The organism is Gemella sp. oral taxon 928, from assembly GCF_001553915.1.
Lineage (GTDB): Bacteria > Bacillota > Bacilli > Staphylococcales > Gemellaceae > Gemella > Gemella massiliensis.
Map to the genome: position 1 here is coordinate 366,865 of NZ_CP014233.1, position 21,613 is coordinate 388,477.

16 protein-coding genes, 1 pseudogene and 1 other annotated feature (1 of these 18 cut by a window edge) are annotated in these 21,613 nt (G+C 30.8%); of the genes and pseudogenes, 9 read left to right on the forward strand and 8 right to left on the reverse strand.

The features are described 5' to 3' along the window. Positions 1-253: 253 nt before the first annotated feature. Together AXE85_RS01625 and AXE85_RS01630 are read right to left on the reverse strand one after the other, a co-directional pair. A complete protein-coding gene (locus tag AXE85_RS01625) occupies positions 254-445 on the reverse strand; it encodes a hypothetical protein (RefSeq protein ID WP_062172750.1) in 192 nt (63 codons plus the stop codon). A 1,008-nt stretch (positions 446-1,453) separates the two neighbouring features. Beyond that, positions 1,454-1,927, reverse strand: a pseudogene (locus AXE85_RS01630) (DDE-type integrase/transposase/recombinase); the annotation flags it as partial. Between the two features lie 71 nt (positions 1,928-1,998). Here AXE85_RS01630 and AXE85_RS08815 point away from each other — a divergent pair. From AXE85_RS08815 to AXE85_RS01665, 9 genes are all read left to right on the forward strand, one after another. After that, entirely contained in the window at positions 1,999-2,121 is a 123-nt protein-coding gene (locus AXE85_RS08815) for a type 1 periplasmic-binding domain-containing protein (RefSeq protein WP_257721424.1), read from the forward strand. Positions 2,122-2,389: 268 nt separating this feature from the next. Beyond that, entirely contained in the window at positions 2,390-3,283 is an 894-nt protein-coding gene (locus AXE85_RS01635; protein ID WP_062172755.1) for an ORF6N domain-containing protein, read from the forward strand. A 3-nt stretch (positions 3,284-3,286) separates the two neighbouring features. Further along, positions 3,287-4,930, forward strand: a complete 1,644-nt coding sequence (locus tag AXE85_RS01640) for a site-specific DNA-methyltransferase (protein WP_062172757.1) — start codon at positions 3,287-3,289, stop codon at positions 4,928-4,930. Further along, positions 4,927-6,732 (forward strand): DEAD/DEAH box helicase, encoded by a 1,806-nt coding sequence (locus AXE85_RS01645; RefSeq protein ID WP_197415955.1) that lies wholly within the window; start codon positions 4,927-4,929, stop codon positions 6,730-6,732. The genes AXE85_RS01640 and AXE85_RS01645 overlap by 4 nt, the downstream gene beginning before the upstream one ends. 36 nt (positions 6,733-6,768) lie before the next feature. Then, a complete protein-coding gene (locus AXE85_RS08445; protein ID WP_197415956.1) occupies positions 6,769-7,182 on the forward strand; it encodes a hypothetical protein in 414 nt (137 codons plus the stop codon). Between the two features lie 18 nt (positions 7,183-7,200). Then, positions 7,201-9,318 (forward strand): AAA family ATPase, encoded by a 2,118-nt coding sequence (locus AXE85_RS01650; protein WP_062172759.1) that lies wholly within the window; start codon positions 7,201-7,203, stop codon positions 9,316-9,318. A gap of 555 nt (positions 9,319-9,873) precedes the next feature. After that, entirely contained in the window at positions 9,874-10,656 is a 783-nt protein-coding gene (locus tag AXE85_RS01655) for an SDR family NAD(P)-dependent oxidoreductase (protein WP_062172761.1), read from the forward strand. A gap of 66 nt (positions 10,657-10,722) precedes the next feature. After that, entirely contained in the window at positions 10,723-11,649 is a 927-nt protein-coding gene (locus tag AXE85_RS01660; protein ID WP_197415957.1) for an AraC family transcriptional regulator, read from the forward strand. 866 nt (positions 11,650-12,515) lie between these two features. Further along, complete coding sequence (locus AXE85_RS01665; RefSeq protein ID WP_197415958.1) at positions 12,516-13,763, forward strand: SLC13 family permease; 1,248 nt, start codon at positions 12,516-12,518, stop codon at positions 13,761-13,763. A 232-nt stretch (positions 13,764-13,995) separates the two neighbouring features. On the opposite strand, the gene AXE85_RS01670 is transcribed toward AXE85_RS01665, so the two are convergent. From AXE85_RS01670 to metE, 6 genes are all read right to left on the reverse strand, one after another. Then, positions 13,996-16,305 (reverse strand): ABC transporter permease, encoded by a 2,310-nt coding sequence (locus tag AXE85_RS01670; protein ID WP_062172765.1) that lies wholly within the window; start codon positions 16,303-16,305, stop codon positions 13,996-13,998. Between the two features lies 1 nt (position 16,306). Next, on the reverse strand, positions 16,307-17,005 hold the full coding sequence (locus AXE85_RS01675) for an ABC transporter ATP-binding protein (protein WP_062172767.1): 699 nt from the start codon (positions 17,003-17,005) through the stop codon (positions 16,307-16,309). Between the two features lie 244 nt (positions 17,006-17,249). Then, a complete protein-coding gene (locus AXE85_RS08745; protein WP_250636700.1) occupies positions 17,250-17,510 on the reverse strand; it encodes a hypothetical protein in 261 nt (86 codons plus the stop codon). Next, on the reverse strand, positions 17,510-18,274 hold the full coding sequence (locus tag AXE85_RS08555; RefSeq protein ID WP_250636701.1) for a methylenetetrahydrofolate reductase: 765 nt from the start codon (positions 18,272-18,274) through the stop codon (positions 17,510-17,512). Before AXE85_RS08555 ends, AXE85_RS08745 begins: the two co-directional genes overlap by 1 nt. Further along, on the reverse strand, positions 18,199-19,089 hold the full coding sequence (locus tag AXE85_RS08560; protein ID WP_231723793.1) for a homocysteine S-methyltransferase family protein: 891 nt from the start codon (positions 19,087-19,089) through the stop codon (positions 18,199-18,201). Before AXE85_RS08560 ends, AXE85_RS08555 begins: the two co-directional genes overlap by 76 nt. Before the next feature lie 12 nt (positions 19,090-19,101). After that, entirely contained in the window at positions 19,102-21,336 is a 2,235-nt protein-coding gene (gene metE, locus AXE85_RS01685) for a 5-methyltetrahydropteroyltriglutamate--homocysteine S-methyltransferase (RefSeq protein WP_062172769.1), read from the reverse strand. Positions 21,337-21,419: 83 nt separating this feature from the next. Then, positions 21,420-21,613, reverse strand: a binding site (T-box leader) (it continues 17 nt past the right edge of the window).

Genomic DNA, 21,613 nt, shown 5'->3' on the forward strand with positions numbered 1-21,613 from the left:
AAAGCAAGGAGCAAAAGACAGCACTGGTCAACCTTATGGTGTGCTGTCTTTCTTTTTTTTATTTTTATTTTTCTCGTTTTATTCAAAAATAAAGAAGACCATATGATCTTCTTTATCTTTGAAATTTATCTAATCTTTTCGCTTTTTCTTATTTTTTTTCTACGTTTCTCAATTAATTTATAAACTAATACTCCAGCTATACCACCTGGAATACCAAAATATAAAATAGATTCTAAACTTATATACATTTTATCTATTGGCTGTAAATACGTACTAAATGTCCATATTTAAAATATGCCACAATTCCTCTACTATAGTCGAAATTATTAGATATTAAATTTCCAACAACAACAGATACAATTATTGATACTGCTGCACTTCCAAAAACACCTATTCTAGGAATTAATGATATTATAGCACCAGCTAACTTAAAAGGTTTATTCATAATGAAATCCTCCTTAAAATTAATTTGATTAATATATATAAAAATTAATTAATATAAATAAAAATTGTAATTTTTAAAAAGTAAATTTACTAGTATACAGGGAAAAAATAACATAAAAAAAACTAAAAAGCAAACAAACTGTTTAGTTAAAGAAAAATAATTAATCGAATTTTTTTATCTCTTATATCAAAATAAAAAAAATTATTAACTTTTTATTTCTAATTCTACCCTCATCACCAATTTTATGTTGTTTGCTTTAAAAAATTCAAGGGCAAGAGTATTTTTTTTATTTAATAATAAATAAAAAAAATCTTCCTTGCTATCCCTTGATTTTTTTAATTTTTCGCTATTATTATTCCTTGCGAAAGCATACGGAAAAACAATTAATTATTTTTTATGCTTTCTCTCTATATATTTTATAGCGAAAAAATCGCATTTTTATTTTGTTGTCTCCCTTTTTTTGCTCTAGCTCCGGAAAAAACTAATTGGGATTATTCGTTCTTTTTATTTTTATGTTATAATTATTTTGCTATCTTGAATAATTAACACCGAGGAGGTGGAAACATTGAGCAATTCTTTAGAACTTTTACTTTTCTTGCTTATTAGAGAAATTTTAAATTCTAACAATAACAAAAATGATAAATAATAATTGTTCTTGGAATTAACGTTTCTTTTATTCATTTAGTCAGATAGCAGCCACCTTTTAGCCGAGGTAGCTTTTTGTACATTTGTAAATGATGTGAGACAAAAAAAGTAAAAAATAAATACCGGATATAATAGAATTACATAGAAGCCAGCTTCTATGTAAACCGTATGAAGCCCCCGACGTAAATTACATTATTTGATTAGATTTGCCAGCTTTAATTCCTTAGAGAACATTTCAGATTTCTAAAACTTATTTGTCAAGGATTTGAAAAAGGCGTAGCCCTTGTCCTTGACAAATAAGTTGTGAAATCTATTATCTAACAAGGAATTATAAAGCCGGCATATTTTTATAGACTCTTTCCGTAGCTCTTTTCTTTTTTCAACAGGAGAAAGCCAATTTAAAGTCTGCATAGGAAGACGGTTAGAGCGATATAGATACTTTTTCATCTGAGATACAAGATCATCATACGAAAAGAAAGATAAATGCCTGTAAAAACGTTCATTATCATTTCTATGACTACGTTCAACCTTACCGTTATGTCTAGGAGTTCTAGGTCTAATAAGTTGATGTTTAATGCCAAGATTATTACACAATACATCAAAAGGGTGTATTCGTTTAGTATCTTTAAAATGCGTAAATTCAAAACCATTATCAGTTTGAATTATCTTAGGTTTATACCCAAAATAATCAATAGCCATTTTAACAAATTGAACAGTAGAATATGATGATTGTTCTTTAAAAGGGAAAATAAATCTTTCCCTAGTAGCTTCATCAATAATAGTATATTGATAAAATTTATCAGGAATTTCTCCTACATAACAACGTTTAGGAACATATAACGATAGACGAGGCTATTTCAATTGCTGAACGTGATATTCAATCAGATGGTGAATTGCATGAAGCAGAAATGACACTGAAAGCATTGAGGACGAAACACTTTGGTAAGTATCGTGTGTTGTTATCAACTAAGGCGGTTCAAGATATAGACGATATTTATGACTACATTGCGAATCATTTGTTATCTTCTTAATCGGCTATAAGCACTGTTGAACAGATAGAAAAAGCAATTCTTTTATTAGATGAATTTCCAACCAAAGGAGCTATTTGAAAAGTTGGATAATTTGCCAATAAAGGCTATCGATAATTATTGGCTCAACAAAAAAACGGACTGATGAAAAATCAAGTCCGATTTTTTTAAGGTGTTGATTTTGGAGATATGGTTTCAATTATAGAGCAAAAGAAATAAAAAACTTGAGGTGGCAAAATGGAATCTCAAGTTTTAAAGGATGGAGGTATTTATGGCAGAAGATAAAAATCTCGTCATTGTTGATAATAAAGAAATACAGAATCTGATTTATACCATTAGAGATAAGCAAGTGATGATAGACAGTGACTTAGCTATTCTATATCAAGTTGAAACAAAATATTTAAACAGGCAGAGAAGCAGAAATGCCGATAGATTTCCAGAGGATTTTTGCTTTCAATTGACTAAAGAAGAGTATGAATTTTTGAGGTGCCAAAATGTCGCCACAAAAAAAGAAAGTGGTTCGGGTGGCAGAAGATATATGCCATATGTATTTACAGAACAAGGTATCGCCATGCTTTCTGCTGTTCTTAAAAGCGATGTAGCAGTCGAAGTCAGTATTAAAATTATGAATAGCTTTGTGGAGATGAGAAACTTTTTGCTTTCTAACAGAGAAATGTTTGCTCGTCTTGATAGAGTTGAGTTAAAACAATCAGGAACAGATAGGAAACTGGAGGAAGTCTTTAACTACATAGCTGCCAATACCGAGGTTAAGCAAAATGTTTTTTTCGATGGGCAAATATATGATGCATTTAGCTTTATTGTGGGACTTGTTAAAAAGGCTAAGAAAAAAATAATCTTAATTGATAACTATGTAGATGTCAACACCTTAAATATTCTGTGCAAGAAAAATCAAGGTGTGGATGTTACTATTACGACAGCCGGCAAAGGGAGCTTATCAACAAAAGATGTAACGAAATTTAACGCTCAATATCCAAAGCTATCGGTTAAAACTACTATGGATTTTCACGATAGATTTTTGATCATAGATAAAGCAGAAATTTATCATATTGGAGCTTCTATCAAAGATGTTGGTAAAAAGAGTTTTGGAATTACGAAAATAGAAGATAAAGACTTGGTTAAGAGTCTTGTAAATAAAGTGAGGTAGAGTATGGCGAATTTATCTAAAATCAAGCGAGAAAAAATGCTTGAGTATCTTGAGAAATTGAAGGTACAAAATAATAATGATGAAAACATTCGTGCTATTACAGAGATAGAAAATGCACTTAATGAAAAGAAATATGGTCTTGTATGGGAAGAACACTCTGAAAAAGTCGATAAAATGCTGGAACATAATATCCCGATCTTTATAGAAGATGAGACGAGAAAAATCACAGCAAACGAAGATGAACCATATAACTTTTTACTTGAAGGAGATAACCTTCATTCTTTGAAATTATTGGAGAAAACTCACAAGGGAAAGATTGATGTTACCTATATTGATCCGCCTTATAATACAGGGAATAAAGATTTTATTTATGATGATTCATTTGTAGATAAAACAGATGGATATGCACACAGTAAATGGTTGTCATTTATGGAGAAAAGGTTAGTGATTGCGAGAGAACTTCTTTCGAGTGATGGAGTAATATTTATTTCTATTGATGATAACGAACAGGCTCAATTAAAATTACTATGTGACAGTATATTTGGTGAGGATAATTTTATTGCAGTTTATAAATGGAACAAAACTGCTACAGCACCATCATTGTCACAAAAAGTCAGGAACAAGTATGAATATATTATTTGTTATGAAAAAATAAGAAATTCAATAAATTATAATGGCGGAACAGTGGACGGTGGAGATGTTCCGTTGTTGAATAGAGGAAATAATGTTAGGGACATTTTCTTTAAAAAAGGCAGTGTCAAGTTTATGTTTGATGGAGAATTAAAACCTGGAATTTACGACAGGGTTGAATTAAAAAATGATATAAAAATAATTGATGGATTAGCTGATAAAGATTTTACAATAAGTGGTGAATTTAAATGGACTCAAGAGACTTTGAATAAAGAAGTTGATTTAGGGACAACATTTATCGTGAAAAGTAAAAAGCTATCAATTCGTTTTATTAGAAAAGTAATAAAAAGCAAGCGTCCTTCCGATATAATTTCAAAAGAAGAATGTGGAGTAGATACAAATGAGACTGCTAAAAGAGAGCTATTCGAATTAGTTCCAAATAATAGCATGGATTATCCAAAGCCTAAATCCTTAGTATCTTATTTGGTCAAATTTAATGAATCTGGTCGTAAAAATAATATAATCCTTGACTTCTTCGCTGGGTCAGGCACTACTGGTCATGCTGTTATGCAACTTAATAAGGAAGATGGTGGTAATCGTAAATATATTCTCTGTACGAATAATGAAAACAATATTTGCGAGGAAATTACTTATCAAAGACTTAAGAATATTCAAGAGGAATTCCCACATAATCTGAAATATTATAAAACTGATTTTATACCAAAATTTTCTGATGATGAGGAAAGTATCTCAGATAAGATGATGGAATATATTAGAGAGTTGATTGAACTGGAATATGCTATCGAGCTTGATGATAAGAAATATATTATTCTTGACGATGAAGATGCGTTAGATAAAGCTATATCTAAAATTGAAAATGGCGGAAAATTATTTGTGCGTTCGGGTATATTCCTATCACGGAGTAATCAAAGAATACTTGAAGAAAAGGGGGTCAGTATCATTGAAATTCCGGAATACTATTTCAGAGAAGAACTAAAGGAGGTTGGCGAGCTATGATAAATATTAAACTTAAAAATTTTCAAGAAGATGCCGTTGACTTCTTATTTAGCAAAACAACAGACAGCAATTCCAAACCTAAGATTGTGATGCAGAGCCCGACAGGAAGTGGAAAGACTATTATTTTAGTTGCATATATTGAAAAATATCTCGATTTTCATAGAGATAGTGTAGTTTGTTGGTTCTGTTCAGGAAAGGGAGAACTTGAAGAACAATCGAAAGAAAAAATGGAACGCTTTGCTCCAACGCTAAAAACAGGAAATGTTTTCGATATTTTAAATACCGGTTTTGAAAGTGCGACTACCTATTTCATTAATTGGGAGGCTATTACTAAAAAAGATAATACTGCTATAAGAGATAGTGAAAGGAAAAATCTGTTTGAACGAATTAGTGAAGCACATAATAGAAACTTAAATTTTATTGTCATCATTGATGAAGAACATCAGAATAATACTTCAAAGGCAGATGATATTATCTCGAGTATTAATGCAAAATATGAAATTCGTGTATCGGCAACTCCTAATAAAAGGGTGGTCGGAGAGTTCTATGAGATTCCTGAGATTGATGTTATAAACGAAGGACTTATTACAAGGTTTATGTACATTAATGATGGGCTTGATACAGTAGCAGTCGAAAATACATTACATGAGACAGATATTTTATTAGAAAAAGCAGATGAAATTCGAAAGCAAATTGCTCAGGCTTATATTGACGAAAAGGAAGATATAAGACCTCTTGTATTAGTTCAATTTCCTAACTTGAATGATGATTTAATAGAACACGTGGAAGAGAAGCTGAATTTAATGGGATATTCATATGAGAATAAGCTTCTTGCAAGTTGGTTTTCAGCAGAAAATAAAGAGGATAAAGATAGGAAGTCAAAGAAATTAGGGAAAATAAATATTGGAACAACAGAAGATGATAGCGTAACAAAATCAAATGCAACTCCTGTATTTTTGCTATTTAAACAAGCTCTGGCGACAGGTTGGGATTGCCCACGTGCAAAGATACTCGTTAAACTTCGTGAGAATATGAGTGAAACCTTTGAAATCCAGACTCTTGGTCGTTTAAGACGTATGCCTAAAGCAAAACATTACGGCAAAGAAATTTTAGACTGCTCTTATCTCTATACTTTTGACGAAAAATATAAACTGGAGGTTATTAAAGCTGGCAATGGTTTTGAAACTCAAAGAGTATTTATCAAAGAAGAACCTAAAAATATAAAACTGGTTAAAGAGATAAGAAACCTTGACGGCAGTTATGTTGATGAGCAGGCTATTAGAAACAGAGTTTATGAGTTTTTTAAGGAAAAGTATCATCTTTCAAATATCAAGGCGGATAATGTTAAATTACTAGAAAATAACAGTTTTGTTTTTGGAACAGCACTATCAAGACAGTATTTAATTGGTAAATATACAACTTTAATGGAAGTGAGAGAAGAAGTTGTTAATTATAGTGCTATGTCAATTGAAGTAAATACCCATACACATGGTATTGAACTTCAGCATAATGTTGATGCTATAAAGAAGCATGTAGGACTTGTATATAATAAAACCAGTCAGATCTTGAAAACATTATTCTTAAAAGGGTTCGGTAATAATAATTACAAACTCTTAAACTTAACCTTGCGGGAATATTATGCTTTTATTATCAACAATGCAGAATTTCTAAAACGAGATTTTATTGAGTTTTCCGGGCAAAGACAGGATCAACTTATGTTCCTTGAGAATAAGACGGAAGAATTTAAGATTCCTCTTGAAGAGCATTACAGGTATGTTCCATTTGAACGGTATGTAAAATAGCTGGGAAGCAATGTGTATAAAGGATATAACACCTCTATGATTACAGATGATTTTCGCTCGACTTCAGAAAGACTATTTGAGAAATATTGCGAGAAAAATGAAAATGTGAAGTATGTTTATAAGAATGGAGACAGTGGACAGCAATATTTATCAATCGTTTATGGAACAAATTTTGATAAGCAAAGACTATTCTATCCGGATTATATTGTGCAGCTTAAGGACGATACAATATGGCTAATTGAAACAAAAGGTGGAGAAAATCAAGGACAAAGTAAAAATATTGATGTTCAAATAGAAAATAAGTTTGAAGCATTTAAGCAGTTTGCGAATAAGCATAAGTATAAGTTTGGGTTTGTTAGAGATAAAAATGATGAACTGTATCTGAATAACACAGAGTATGTGGATGATACGAATAATGATAGATGGATATTGCTTGAGGAAGTGCTTTAGAGGAGGTGTAAATTTACAATGGAAAGTATGAAATTAGTACAATTTAGAGTTAGGAATTTTAAATCAGTACAGGATAGCGGAGTTATAAAATGTGAAAACATAACCAACTTAATAGGTGTTAATGAAGCGGGAAAATCCAACTTATTATTGGCATTGTGGAAATTGAATCCAGCAAGAAATGGGGAGATAATTTTCACGAGTGATATGCCTGTAGAAAAATTAGCAGAATACAGGACAAATCCAGAACAACATTATTTTATAGATGCTGAATTTAAAATTATAAAAAAAGATTTAATTGAAGATTTATCAAATGAATTTTGTATAGATGCTTCGATCTTTGATGATGTATTAGTATCAAGAAATTATGCTGGAAAATATATTGTGAAATTTCCAAAATTTGAAGAGAGAGGAATTACAATTAAAAATATACTTTTGGATAAAATAGGTGATTTTAAAACAAAGGTTAATGATTTGAGTAATGCAGGAAAAGGAGAAGATGGATTTAAAGAAAGTTTAATAGAGAAACTAGATGCTTTGTTATCTAAAATTGAAATAGAAACTAACATATCAACAAATCAGTATTTGAAATTAAAAGAAGAAGTAAACCAAATAGAAAAAAGTAGTATGGCAACATCATCAATAAATCCCCACATTGATGAATTTGTTGAAAAATTTTCTGGATTGGATGAAATTGTAAATTTATTGAATAAAGAGGAGAATTCCAATATACGGGACTTGGTTATAAAAAATTTACCTAGTTTTGTGTACTATGCTAATTATGGTAATTTAGATTCAGAAATATATTTGCCGAAAGTTATAAAAGATTTTAAATCTACTAAAGAACATAGCGAAAAATTTAATGCCAAAATACGAACTTTGAAAGTTTTGTTTGATTATGTTAATTTAAGCCCTGATGAAATAATGGAGATGGGGCAATACTCATATAGAACAAAAGAATATGGAACAATCACCGAATTAACAGAGGAACAGATTAAAGCTGGTCAAGAAAAAACCAAAGAGAGAGAAGTATTATTAAATTCAGCATCTACCAAATTGACAAAAGATTTTAAGGAATGGTGGAAGCAAGGGGACTATATATTTGATTTGAGAGCAGATGGTGAGTATTTTAGAATTTGGGTTTCAGACGAAAAACGCCCAGCACGTATTCCTTTAGAAGATAGAAGCACAGGATTACAATGGTTTTTAAGTTTTTTTATGGTATTTTTAGTAGAAAGTAAGGACTCACATAAAAATTGTGTTTTATTATTAGATGAAGCTGGTACATCGTTGCATCCTATGGCTCAAAAAGATTTATTGAATTTTTTTGAAAATCTTTCTATTACAAATCAAATAATTACAACTACACATTCTCCATTTTTAGTTGATGTAAATCATCTTGAGAGAACTAAGGTTGTATTTGTTGATGATAAAGGATATACAAAAGTATCTGAAGACTTGAGAGCCGGGGAGAAAAAGAAAAATGCAACAGGAGCGGTATATGCGGTTCATGCAGCATTAGGATTGTCTGTATCGGAAGGGTTATTAAATGGATGCAATTTAATTGTTGTTGAAGGACAATCTGATCAGTTTTATTTAAACGCTATTAAGCAATATCTCATTTCTACTAATAAAATTTCGCCTGTAAAGGAGATGATTTTTGTACCAGCAGGAGGAGTAAAGTCAGTGAAGCAATTAACATCGTTGATTGCTGGGAAACAGCAAGAACTTCCAGTTGTTGTATTAGATTCAGATAAGTCTGGGGAAGATTATGCTTCTAAATTAGAAAAAGAGTTATATTCTAACGACAAAGATAAAATACTAATGATAAAAAAATTTGTTGGAATTGAAAATGCTGAAATAGAAGATTTGTTTCCTGAAGTGATTTTAGAACGACCAATTGAAAGAATAATAAATGATAGGGACTTTAGATTTAAAGATGAATTTGATAGAAATAAACCAGTAATAAGCCAAATTGAAGAGTGGGCGAATACTTATTCTATAGATTTAATTCAAGGTTATAAAGTTGAGTTATCAAAGGATATTAAACGCGACTTAATATCAGGTAATATTTCTGAAATGATACCTGATGAATATATTACGAAATGGGTTTCACTCTTTAATAAAATTATAAGATAAGTAAATATCATATTGGAACTGGGACTGGTACGGGTAAAAAAATCTAAAAATGAGCTTAATTTAAACAAATTTTCCAGCATCTAACAAACGAGAAGCCTTTATCTTGAACGGTTTTGGATATATTGAACAGCAGAAAAAGAAGAGTGGGAATAGAGTAATAAATATGTTTCTGTCAATAAAACCGTTGAAAATACAGTATTTCAGCGTTTTGCAGGAGCAAAAATCTCCTCAGTGATACTGTTTTGATACTAAAAATAGGAAAAAGTAGGTCTGAAAGGGAGTTGTTGAATTTAGGTAAATTATTTGGAGGACATTTCATCATTTTTATGGGAGGCTTTTTTGGAAGTCGTGGTAAGGAAATTAGGATTTACCGAATTAAAATTACTATTTGTATTATAAGCACAGGAAATAAAGTTATCATTAGTATTTAGTTCTATGAAAAAACATTTGGCATAAATTGATAACAAAATGACGTGATATGATGTTTACGTTCTTTGTATTTTTATGTATAATATATCTATCAAAAGTAAACAGAATATAACGGAGGGAAATATTATGACAAATAAAACAGCACTTATTACAGGTTCTACAGGAGGACTTGGTTCTGAATTCGTAAAGCTTCATGCAAAGAGTGGTGGAGATGTTGTACTTGTCGCTCGTAACCAAAAGAAGCTTGATGAGCAAAAAAAAGAAATCGAGAATAACTATAGAGTTAAGGTATATACCATTGCTGTAGACTTCACAGATTATAATGCTGCTGAAGTAATCTATAACAGAGTTAAGGAGATGGGGATCGCCGTAGATTATTTAATTAACAATGCAGGGTTAGGTGGTCAAGGTTCTTTCGCTGATAGAACCATGGAACAGGATCTTGAAATGTTGAATGTAAATATTGTAGTACCTACAAAGTTGATGAAACTTTTCATTCCTGATTTTGTAAAATGTGGCAGTGGTAAAATACTGAATGTTTCTTCTACAGCAGCACTTACGCCCGGGCCTCTTCAGGCAGAATATTATGCATCAAAGGCATATCTGACTTCTCTGAGCAATGCAGTATGGTACGAGCTTAAGGGAACGGGAGTAACATGTACAGTCTTGATGCCGGGAGCTATGGATACAGGATTTGCTTCTGCAAGTGGACTGACTACAACAAAGATGTTTTCAAACGCAGGAAAGCCTAATAAAGTTGCAGAAGACGGCTACAAGGGTATGCTTTCAGGGAAACTCAGTGTTATTTCAGGATTACCCGGTTGGCAGAGTGTATTTGTAGGATTAATGCCTATGATGCCAAAAAAAACAATAATGGGATTTGTTGCAGATCAGCAGACAAGTCGTTAAAAGGAAGCTGTTATGAAAAAATATATAGTAGATGGACAGTATGGTAGACTGCTTGAAATGAAGGGAATGAAACTTAACGAAGTGTTGAAAAAGGCAGACCTGCCTATAGGAATTTTCACTTCAGACAGGGTGATGATGACTTCAGATGAATACAAGAGATTTATGGACGCCATAGGCATGCTTGTTCCCGAACCTGAAATATTTATTCATATGGCAACAGGGGAAGGAATCGAGATGTTCTCGCCTCCAATCTTTGCAGCCTATTGTAGCAAAAATGGCGAAGAATGTTTGAAGAGACTGGGTAGATATAAAAAACTAATTGGACCTATAGTGTATAAAATCACGCAAAGCGATGAAAATTTTATTATAAATTTGACTTCCGTAGACAATGGGGAGTTATCACAAACTTTTGTTATCGGAGAATTCCTGTTTCTTGTAAGTTTAATTAGAAGAGCAACGAAAGAGATGATTAAACCTATATCAGTTATGATACAAGGAAAAGAAGTAGGACATGAGTATTCTAAATTTCTTGGTTCTGAAATTGAAATATCTGATAGCAATGAAATTGTATTTTCTATAAGCGATATGCAGATTCCTTTTATCACAGAAAATAGTGCTATGCTATCATATTTTGAGCCGGAACTGGTTAAGCGTATTGATGAAATGGAAATAGATAACAGTGTAAGTGCCCGTATCAGAAGTGTAATGTCAGAGCTGCTTCCGGCGGGAAAATGCACCATTGATGATGCTAGCGAAAAACTGGGGATGAGTAAAAGAACTTTGCAAAGACATTTGAGTGAAGAAAATACAACTTTTCAAAAACAGTTAAATGCTACCAGAGAGGTACTTGCAAAACATTATATAAAAACAACTACTATGAGTGTTGATGATATAGCGTTTCTTTTGGGATACTTAGAAACAAACTCATTTCTCAGAGCGTTTAATACATGGACAGGTATGAGTGTTGGTGAATACAAAAGAAACGGTGTCTAAGGTTAATATTAAATATACGGTGATTTTAAATAAATTGAGAGTGTAAATTTCCGATTTATCTAAAAAATGGATTACTAAAAAAGCACACGGCATTAAGATTAAAATCTTTCGGTTGTGTAATAAATATGGTACATGAGAAAAAAGGCTCTGCGTCAAATACGGGGCATGAGAAAAAATAAGGATAAAATGCTAAACAACACAGTGTTGCTTGGCATTTTTTAAATTGCCATTAAGGATAGTATTATTTTTATATCCAGAAATAAATAGCCTAGAAACAATTAAAATTTTTCTTAGCTTTTCTCTAAAATTTTCTACATTCTCTCTATTCGGTACAGCACCTATTTTTAAGAATAGTATTTTTCTTTGTATTCAACTAGCTGACGTTAATACGGTTATTGTTAATTTTAATTCAACTATTTTTATTAAATTTATTACATGATTTATCTATAAAAATTTTTTCTTCATGAATAATACTTTTCTCATATTTCTTCTCTTTTATATTTGACAACCGTATATTATTTTGTTACAATAAATCCATACATTCTATTATAATATATAAGATAAAGAAACATATAAAATAAAGGATAAGTATTATTACTCATTATGAAATAATAAAAATAATGATTGAATTAATTATTTTTTAATATCAATATAATCGTTGATGTAGAATAATATTGTAAAATTTTATTTGCTTTTAATATATAAAATGTGATATTGTTAGAATGTAATTATATAGATATAAAATTTTTGAAAGGGTGATATTATTAGAAATGCTTATAAGGGTAAAGTGGATATTTATACTATTATCGGTTACAATATCAGCTTGCTATTTTTTTTCGGCAACAATGCGGATAGGATTTTTAATTTTGATTTCAATTTTTCTTTTGGCAAGTAATATTGTTCCGGCGTGGTATACAGGATTACTATTTTTTACATCTTGTATTATCGGTAATTTAGCTCCTAAAGAGATATTGTTGTCTGGAGTTATTTCGGATGCTTCTTGGTTGGTTATATCAGGAATAATTATTGGTTCATCGGTTAAATATACAAAATTAGACAGAGTGCTTGCAAGGATTCTTTTACCTATATGTCAAGGAAAGTATTCAAAGGTATTGTTTGGTGTTATGTTGTTGGGAGTAGCATTACTCTTTTTAATGCCTTCAGCAATGAGCAGAATTGTTTTGCTACTTCCTATTTTAAATGCTTTATCAGAAGAGTTGGGTTATAAGAAACTGACTAAGGAATGGGAAGGAGTTCTTGTTATGGGAATTCTTTCGACCTATATACCGGCATTTTATGTATTGCCGTCAAACGTTCCTAATAATGTTTTTATAGGTATTATTCAGAATTTATATGCAACAAATATTTCGTATAGTCAATATTTTTTGTGGTATTTTCCGGTATTAGGTATAGGTAAGTTGATAATTTTATATTTTATAATGTTATTTTTTTATAAAAAATGCCAAGATACTAAGGTTATAAATTTTAATAAAATGTCACTTACAAAACAACAAAAAATATTATCAGTTTTGTTATTTATTACTATGGTTATGTGGATAACCGAGTATATTCATAAAATTCCGACAGGATGGACGGGAATGTTGACATCTTTAGTATGTATGGGTTCCGGAATTGGACTTGTGGATAGCCAACCGTTAAGAAAGATTAATTTTGAACCTTTTTTCTACGTAGCGGGGATTGTAAGTTTAGGTAATGTAGCTAAATATTCCGGTATTGCAAATTTGGCAGCAGAGTATATGGCGAAGGGAATTGAACTATCGACTAAAAGTAAAGTGGAAGTTGCGATATTTATTATAGTGTTGTGTATTATATTAAGTTTTATAGTAACTCTAGTTGGAGTTCCGGCGATAGTAACTCCGTTAATAGAAAAGATTTCTGAAGTAAGTAATGTTTCAAAGGAATTTTTGTATAAGACGGAAGTCTTAGGGTTTTCGAATATATTTTTCCCATTTCAAGCACCGCCGTTAATGGTAGCATTACAAAGCGAAAATTTATCAAAAACAAAAATGACGTTATATTGTAGCATCGTATCAATTTTAGGTTTGGCATTATTTCCTATTTTGGCATTATTCTGGAAAATATTAGGTGTATAATTGTTTAGCAAGTATTTGATGTTTAACTTCACTTTACAAAAGATTTTTAAACGTCTAGTAAATTTTATTGGAATTTACCTATTGGTAGTTAGAGGCAGCAGTTCATTGATTTGGAACTTTACTTTAAAAAATTTTTCCAAAATCTAATAAACTGTGGAAGGGCGACTTGGGGAAATCGATTTTTAAGTCGCCCTATTTTTATTATTGTACTTGTTATAAAACTTATAATAAGTTACTCTCTATTTTTTAAAACTTCACTGAAATTCATTTTTGATATTTTATAAAATTGCAATACACTTACAAATGCGTAGATTAATAGTGTTATAAGGATAGATAATATTACCGTTTTTGCAGAGATATAAAGTTCTAAATATCCTGAAAACTTAAGCATAGAATAATAAGTTATCTCTCTTACCGCATATATTTCAAGAGGTGTTAAAACTATTAAACTGGTCAATATTGTTATTGTTATAGGGCGGATATAGATTTTTGAAATTTCACCGTCAGTATAACCAAAAATTTTTAAATATGCTATTTGTACAGTATTTTTGTCAGTTATTATTTTCATAAGACTGTACATAAAACCTGCTAAGAAAATAGCGGATAAGAATATAAACGCATTTACAAGAGGTCCCATAACATCATATAATTGTTTGGAAACATCAGTTATAGTAGTTGCATCTATGGTAGTTGCAATATATTTCTCATCAATATTTAATTTTTCATTACTGAAGTACCCATTAAAGAAATTTTTTTCTTGTTCTATTTCTTCATTAAGAAATTCTTTTTTTACAAAAGCAGAAAGATTAGATGATTTTTTATAAATATCAACTATCTTATAAGTTTTTTCTTTATCTAATAATTTAGTTTTTACGGTTATTTCATCGCCTACATATTTTCTGAGTTTTTTTGAAAGATATTCACTTATAACTATTTCATTTTTATTTTCGGGTAGTTTTGTATTTTCAAAATATTTTGAATTCTCACTAATTCCTAAAAAGAGAATATTTTCATCAGTTTTTTTGATTGTATGATAAACACTTGCAGATATTGTTGTATATTTTTCCGCTGTTTTATTTTCAATTTCTGTCGGTGCTTTTAAGATATATTGATAGTTACACATTAAGTTTTCTTTTAATTTATTTCCATAGTTTTCAAATGTAGGTTTTGCGGAAATCCCAAAAATAAACAATATAGAAGTTATAAAAATTCCGAGTATTATTGCAACATAATCTCCTCTGTTTGATTTTACAACAGACTTTTTGAACGATCCTAAAAAATTCTTCTTGATTTTAAAATTTTTTATAGATTTGGCTTTTGCCTGATTTTTATAATGTTTTAAATTCTTTCTTAAAAAATCTAATGGAGAAAAATTTAATTTCCTATATATATATAAGTAATTAAAAATCAAAATTATAGAAATCGGAATTATTGTTGTAATTATTAGTGCTTCCAAATTAAAAGTAGGGGTGAAGTTTGGAAGATCATAAGACTTGTAGTAAACTTCTTTGAATGAGTTCGTGAAATACGTGTATCCTAAAATATTTCCCAAAATTGCTGCAAAAAAAGTTATTATTAACGAATTTGCAATATAATTTAAAACAAGTTCCGATTTTTTATATCCATTTGCGAGAAGTATTCCGATTATTTCAGATTCTTCTTGTATCTTACTTACGATAGAAAGTGCAAATATAAATCCTATTAAAATTACCATAAGACAAAGCATAGCGATCATCATAGGTCTATCTCCGCCCATATCATCTATTAGATAACTTATTGCATTATTATCTTTTTTTGTAATTTGTTCTGAAACGGTTTTTAATTTATTTGCTGATTTTAATATATTTTCGTTTTTTTCATCAATTTCTTTTTTGTTGAGATTTCGTTCGTTAAAACGGTAGGAAACTTGATATTTTAATTTACTTTCATTAAAAATATCTTTTTCTTCTTCAGATACCAAGCCGACTCCGAAGTCTATTGCATTAAATAATAAATCACTGTTTTTTTGAAATGCCGAGTTATAATCAGGTAGAGCGGCAAGCCCTACTATTTTGAAAGTATGTTCTTTTCCATCTTTAAAAAATTCTTTTTGGAATGTTATCGTATCTCCAATTTTTAAATTGTTATTTTTGGCAAACAGGTTATTTACAACTATTTCATTTTTATTTGTCGCAAGGGTACCTTCATTTATAACGGGAATATTTATGGTTGTTCTATTTTTAAAAATTCTAATTTCCTTGTCATTATTACCTTTTGTAATTCCCTTAACTTTTGTATCAATATAAGATGTTTTTTCGGCTTTTGTATTTTCTTTTTCAATAGATTTCATAATTTCATCCGTCGGATCAAAGGCGAATACTATTTTTCCGTCTTCTACAGTCCCTTTTGACATAAGGTCATAATATAATCCCTTAATACTTCCTGATGCAACCAGCATACCTGATGTTACGGAAATCATGGAAATCATAAGAATAAAGAGAAATAAATTTTTTGACCATTGTTTTTTTAAACTGCGAAAAATTCTTTTGTTTAAGTTTCTCATACTACCACTCCAATTCTTGTGCATCAACCACTTTTTCATTTTCTATTTTTTGAGCTATAGCGCCATCTTTAAGTCTTATGATTGTATTTGACATTTTTGTTATTTCTTCGTTGTGTGTTGCTATTATAATCGTAGTTTTATGTTCTTTATTGATTTTTTGAAGAAGGGATAAAATATCTTTTGAAGTTTTGTAATCAAGAGCACCTGTCGGTTCGTCACAAAGTAGTATTTCAGGTTTTTTAATTAAAGCACGGCCTATTGCACATCGTTGTTGTTGCCCGCCTGATAATTGTCTTGGATATTTATTTCTGTGTTCCCACAAACTTAAGTCTTTTATCAGTTTTTCAATATCCATAGGATTGTTGTGAATAAAAGAACCGACCTGAATATTTTCCGTTACGGTTAAATCAGGAATTAAATTATAAAATTGGAAAACAAACCCTAAATATTTTCTTCTGAAATTAGTAAGATCTTTTTGTTTTAAATTTGAAACTTCAAATTCATTTATTATAATAGAACCGCTGTCGATTTTTTCAAGTCCGCCGATTGCATTAAGTAAAGTTGATTTACCCGATCCTGAAGGACCTAATAGAGTACAAAGTGTTCCTTTTTCCAGAGAAAAATTTATATCTTTTAAAATATTGATTCTATTTTCTTTTGTTCCATAAGCTTTATTCAAATTTTTAACAACTAAAAACATAAGTTCCCCCTCATTTCATGTGTATCATTACTATCATTATACTACTATACTTGTAATTTTTAAAGAGAGATATTTAATTATTTAGTGTGATAGGAGTGCTTTTAAAAATATAATTAAGAAAAATAGTAAATTATAGTTGTTATTAAAAAATAAAATTATAATTTTGTTTTTAATAGTATTTTAATTAGTTATATTTAATAAACTCGGAGCTTTAGAAAATTTAAAGTTCCGAGCTTAAATATTTTTAATTTTTCTGGAGGCTCTCTATATAATTTATTAATTCAATGGTAAAGCTATATTGAGAAAAGGGGGTAATCAGATAAATGCCGTTAAAGTATTTTAATACTGTGTTTAGTAGTTTTTTACTTTCTTCCAAAGCGATTTGTTGGCAAGCTGTTTTATCATTCTTTACTTCTTCCAACTTGTTAAGGAACTCTTCTGATAATTTTATTCCCGGTACTTCATTGTGAAGAAATATTGCATTGTTATAGCTTGTAATTGGCATTATACCGATAAAAAATGGAGTATCCGGATATTTTTTGCAATTTCTGAGAGTTGTTCAATTTTTTTATGTTCATAAATTGGTTGCGTAATAAAGTAATCAGCACCCGCATTTATTTTTTTCTCAATCAGCCGTTCGGTTTTATTAATATCTCTTACATTAGGATTGTAAGCTGCCGCTACTGTGAAGTTAGTGGTTTTTTTCAGTGAAGCTCCGTTATAACCTAAACCGTTATTAAGTTGTTTAATAAACGGTATAAGTTTTAGACTTGTTACATCATAAACACTTGTTGCTCCGGGGAAATCTCCAAGTTTACTGGGGTCTCCGTTGATTGCAAGAACGTTGTTAAAACCTAGTAAATCCATTCCCATAAGTCGTGATTGTAGACCGATAAGATTGTGATCACGACAGGTTAGGTGTAGCAGTGTTGGAGTTGAAATATGTTCTTTTAGGATAGTCGCAGCACTTAGATTACAAATACGTGTACTTGTCAAAGAATTATCTGCTAATGTAATGGCTTCAATATTTTTTTTATCAATAGCTTTTGCCCCTTTGATAAATTTATCGATGTTTAAATGTTTAGGTGGATCCAGTTCAGCTATAATTGTAACTTTTTGTTTAACTTTATCAACAATAGTTGGCTTATTGTTAGAATCTTTTATTAATTCTTCTTCAGCGGGAAGAGGAGTTATTAATTTACGTTTAACAGGTGCCAGCCCTCTGATACCTTTTTTATAGCTCGAATATGGTCGGGTGTAGTTCCGCAACAACCACCTATAAGTCTAACACCTTCTTCAACTAATAGTTTGGCACTTTGTTCAAAATAGGTAAAGTTTCTTCTAAAACGATATTCACTACCGTTGGTTGTTTGGGTTAGTTGTAATAAACTTGCGTTAGGATATACCGATAAATAACTTTGAGCAAATAGCGGTACTTGTTTTAGACTTTTTATCATGTGATATGGACCTAGATGACAGTTTAGACCGACTATATCAGCACCGAGATTAACGAGTACGCTTAGAGAATTCGTTACTTTTTGACCGTCTTGTGTTATTCCTGCTTCAAGCAGAGAAATATTAGTTATTATAGGTAAAGATGTAAGTGGTCTTACCGCTTTAAGTACCTCCTGTATTTCTTCTTGATCGTAATATGTTTCAAAGAGTAGACCGTCTATTTTATTGGTTGCCAATAATACATTTACTTGAGCGATTGTTTCATCTACTATTTGGTCTAAAGTAAGTTCACATTCACGAAGTCCGCGAATAGCTCCGATAGTTCCTAATACAAAGTGATCTTCTCCGGCGGCTTTTCGAGCTATTTCGACCGCTTTTTTGTTGATTTCTTTAAATTTATTACTGTAGCCGTAGACTTTTAGTTGATATTTTTTTGCAGCGTAAGTATTTGTTTGAATTATGTCTGCACCGGCATTAATATATGAAAGATGTATCTTTTCCACACTTTTTGGATTTGTTAAATTATAGTTTTCATGACAACTCTCAAGACCATTACCATAAAGGGCGGTACCCATAGCACCGTCAGCAACGAGAATATCCGTTTCCAGTCTTTTTAATAAATCACGCATATACATGCCTCCTTATTTATCGGAAAGTTCTTGGCGAATTTCTTTAGTTGTTTCTACTAATATTTTAAGGGCTTCTATGGTTTCTTTTTCATCACGTGTTTTAAGACCGCAGTCCGGATTAATCCAAAATTGCTCTTTGGATAATTTTTGTAATGGACGTAAAATATTGTGTCTAATTTCTTCTTTTGTCGGGATACGTGGTGAGTGGATGTCATAAACTCCTAAACCGATTCCTAACGGATAGATTGCAGTTTCAAAAGCGGAAATTAATTCTCCGTGGCTTCTGCTAGTTTCAATAGATATAACATCGGCATCTAATGCACGGATCGAGTCGATTATCTCATCGAAGTTGGAGTAACACATATGAGTATGAATTTGGGTATCATCTTTAACCGATGAAGTAGCAAGTCTAAATGCAAATACCGCTTCTTCAAGGTATTTAGTTTTTTTGTTATTACGCAGCGGTAATCCTTCACGTAAAGCCGGTTCATCAACTTGAATAACGGAAATACCCGCTTTTTCCAGCAAATTAATTTCATTTTTAAGTGCTATAGCGATTTGATTAAAGATTTCAGCTTTAGGAATATCTGTGCGTTCAAATGACCAGTTTAAAATAGTTATCGGTCCGGTTAACATTCCTTTAACAGGATGATTAGTTAAACTTTGAGCATAGGCGGTTTCTTTAACAGTTACAGCCTGAATATGTTTTACATCTCCGTAGATAATGGGAGGTTTAACTCCACGTGAACCATAAGACTGAACCCAACCGAATTTTGTCGAAGCGAAGCCTGCAAAACGTTGACCGAAAAACTCCACCATGTCGGTACGTTCAAATTCACCGTGAACAAATACATCAAGATCAAGATTTTCTTGAATTTTTATCCAACGTGCAATCTCTTCTTTAATGAATTTTTCATAATCAGTATCAGATAATTCTCCTTTTTTCCATAAAGCTCGTTGCAAACGAACCTTTTTAGATTGTGGGAATGAGCCGATTGTTGTTGTCGGTAATAACGGGAAGTTAAAACGTTTAGCTTGAACAACACGACGAACGGCGTAGTTGGATAAGCGAGTAGAACGAATATTGTTTATTGATTCAAGTTCCAAATTTCTAAAATCAGCTTGTTGAAGTTTTTTGTAATTTTCGATGTGGTTATTATAATCAGGGTTGGTAATTTCGTCTAATTTTTCAGCTAATAATTTTAATTCAGTTAATTTTTCATCAGCGAAAGCCAGCCCGTTTAATAAAGTTTTATCTAATTCAGTTTCATTTTTAGCGGTTACCGGAACATGAAGAAGAGATGATGATGGTTGAATAATTAATTCTTTTACATTGTCCTTTAATATCTTTAATAATTTTTCAGTAGTTTCAAAGTTGTTGCTCCAAATATTACGTCCGTCAACAACACCGGCAAAGACGGTTTTATTTTTAAATAAACCGGATTCGATATAAGATAAGTTTTCTTCTAAGCCATGAACAAAATCTAAACCGAATGCAACCGGTAAATCTATTAATTTTTCAGAACTAACCAATGCTTCAAAATATGTCTGAAAAATTAATGTTGCATTTATATTTTTATTAAAATGATTATAAACTTCATAAGCATATTCAATATAATTTTTTCCTTCATCGGTAACAAAAATAGGTTCATCTATTTGGATATAAGTGGCGCCCGCAGTTACTAATTCTTTAAATACTTTGGTATAAAGAGGTACTAATTTATTCAAGGCGTCTTTAAAGTCGCTAACTCCTGATGATAATGCTATAAAGGTAATTGGACCTGTAATGACAGGTTTAGCTTTATTACCGACGATTTCACGAGCTTCTTTATATAAATCAAGTAAGCGAGTGTTATTTAGTTTCGGTTGGGCATTGTCCCATTCCGGTACAATGTAATGATAATTGGTATTAAACCATTTTTTCAATGCTGATGCAACATGTTTTTTGTTACCGCGTGCAATATCGAAAAATAAATCAATATCAACTTTTCTGTCAGAAAAGCGTTTTGGAATAATATTGAATTGAATTGATAAATCTAAAATTTGGTCATATAGCGAAAAATCTCCGACCGGAATAAAATCTACTCCCGCATCAAATTGTTTTTTCAAAAATTCTTTACGTAGTTTGGTAGTTTCTTCAAATAATTCATTTTGTCGAATTGTTTTGTTCCAGTAACCTTCAATTAATTTCTTCCATTCTCTTTTTTCACCTAAACGAGGGTATCCTAAATTTGAAATTTTTGTCATGTAACTTTCCTCCTAAAAAATTAAAATATGTATGACAGTATATTTATGCAGTAAAAAACGTCCTTTAACAATAAATACTATTGCTAAAGGACGTAAATTACGTGGTACCACCTTAGTTTATTTACACACCGTGTAAACCTCATTAAACATTAACGCTGTTAAGCGTAATCATCTCGCAGTGCTTGATGATTAAAACTCCAAGACCATATTCAAAAAAATTGTTTAATCTCTTTTCAGCTACCGAGATTCTCTAATATAAACGCCTTTTTTTACTCAT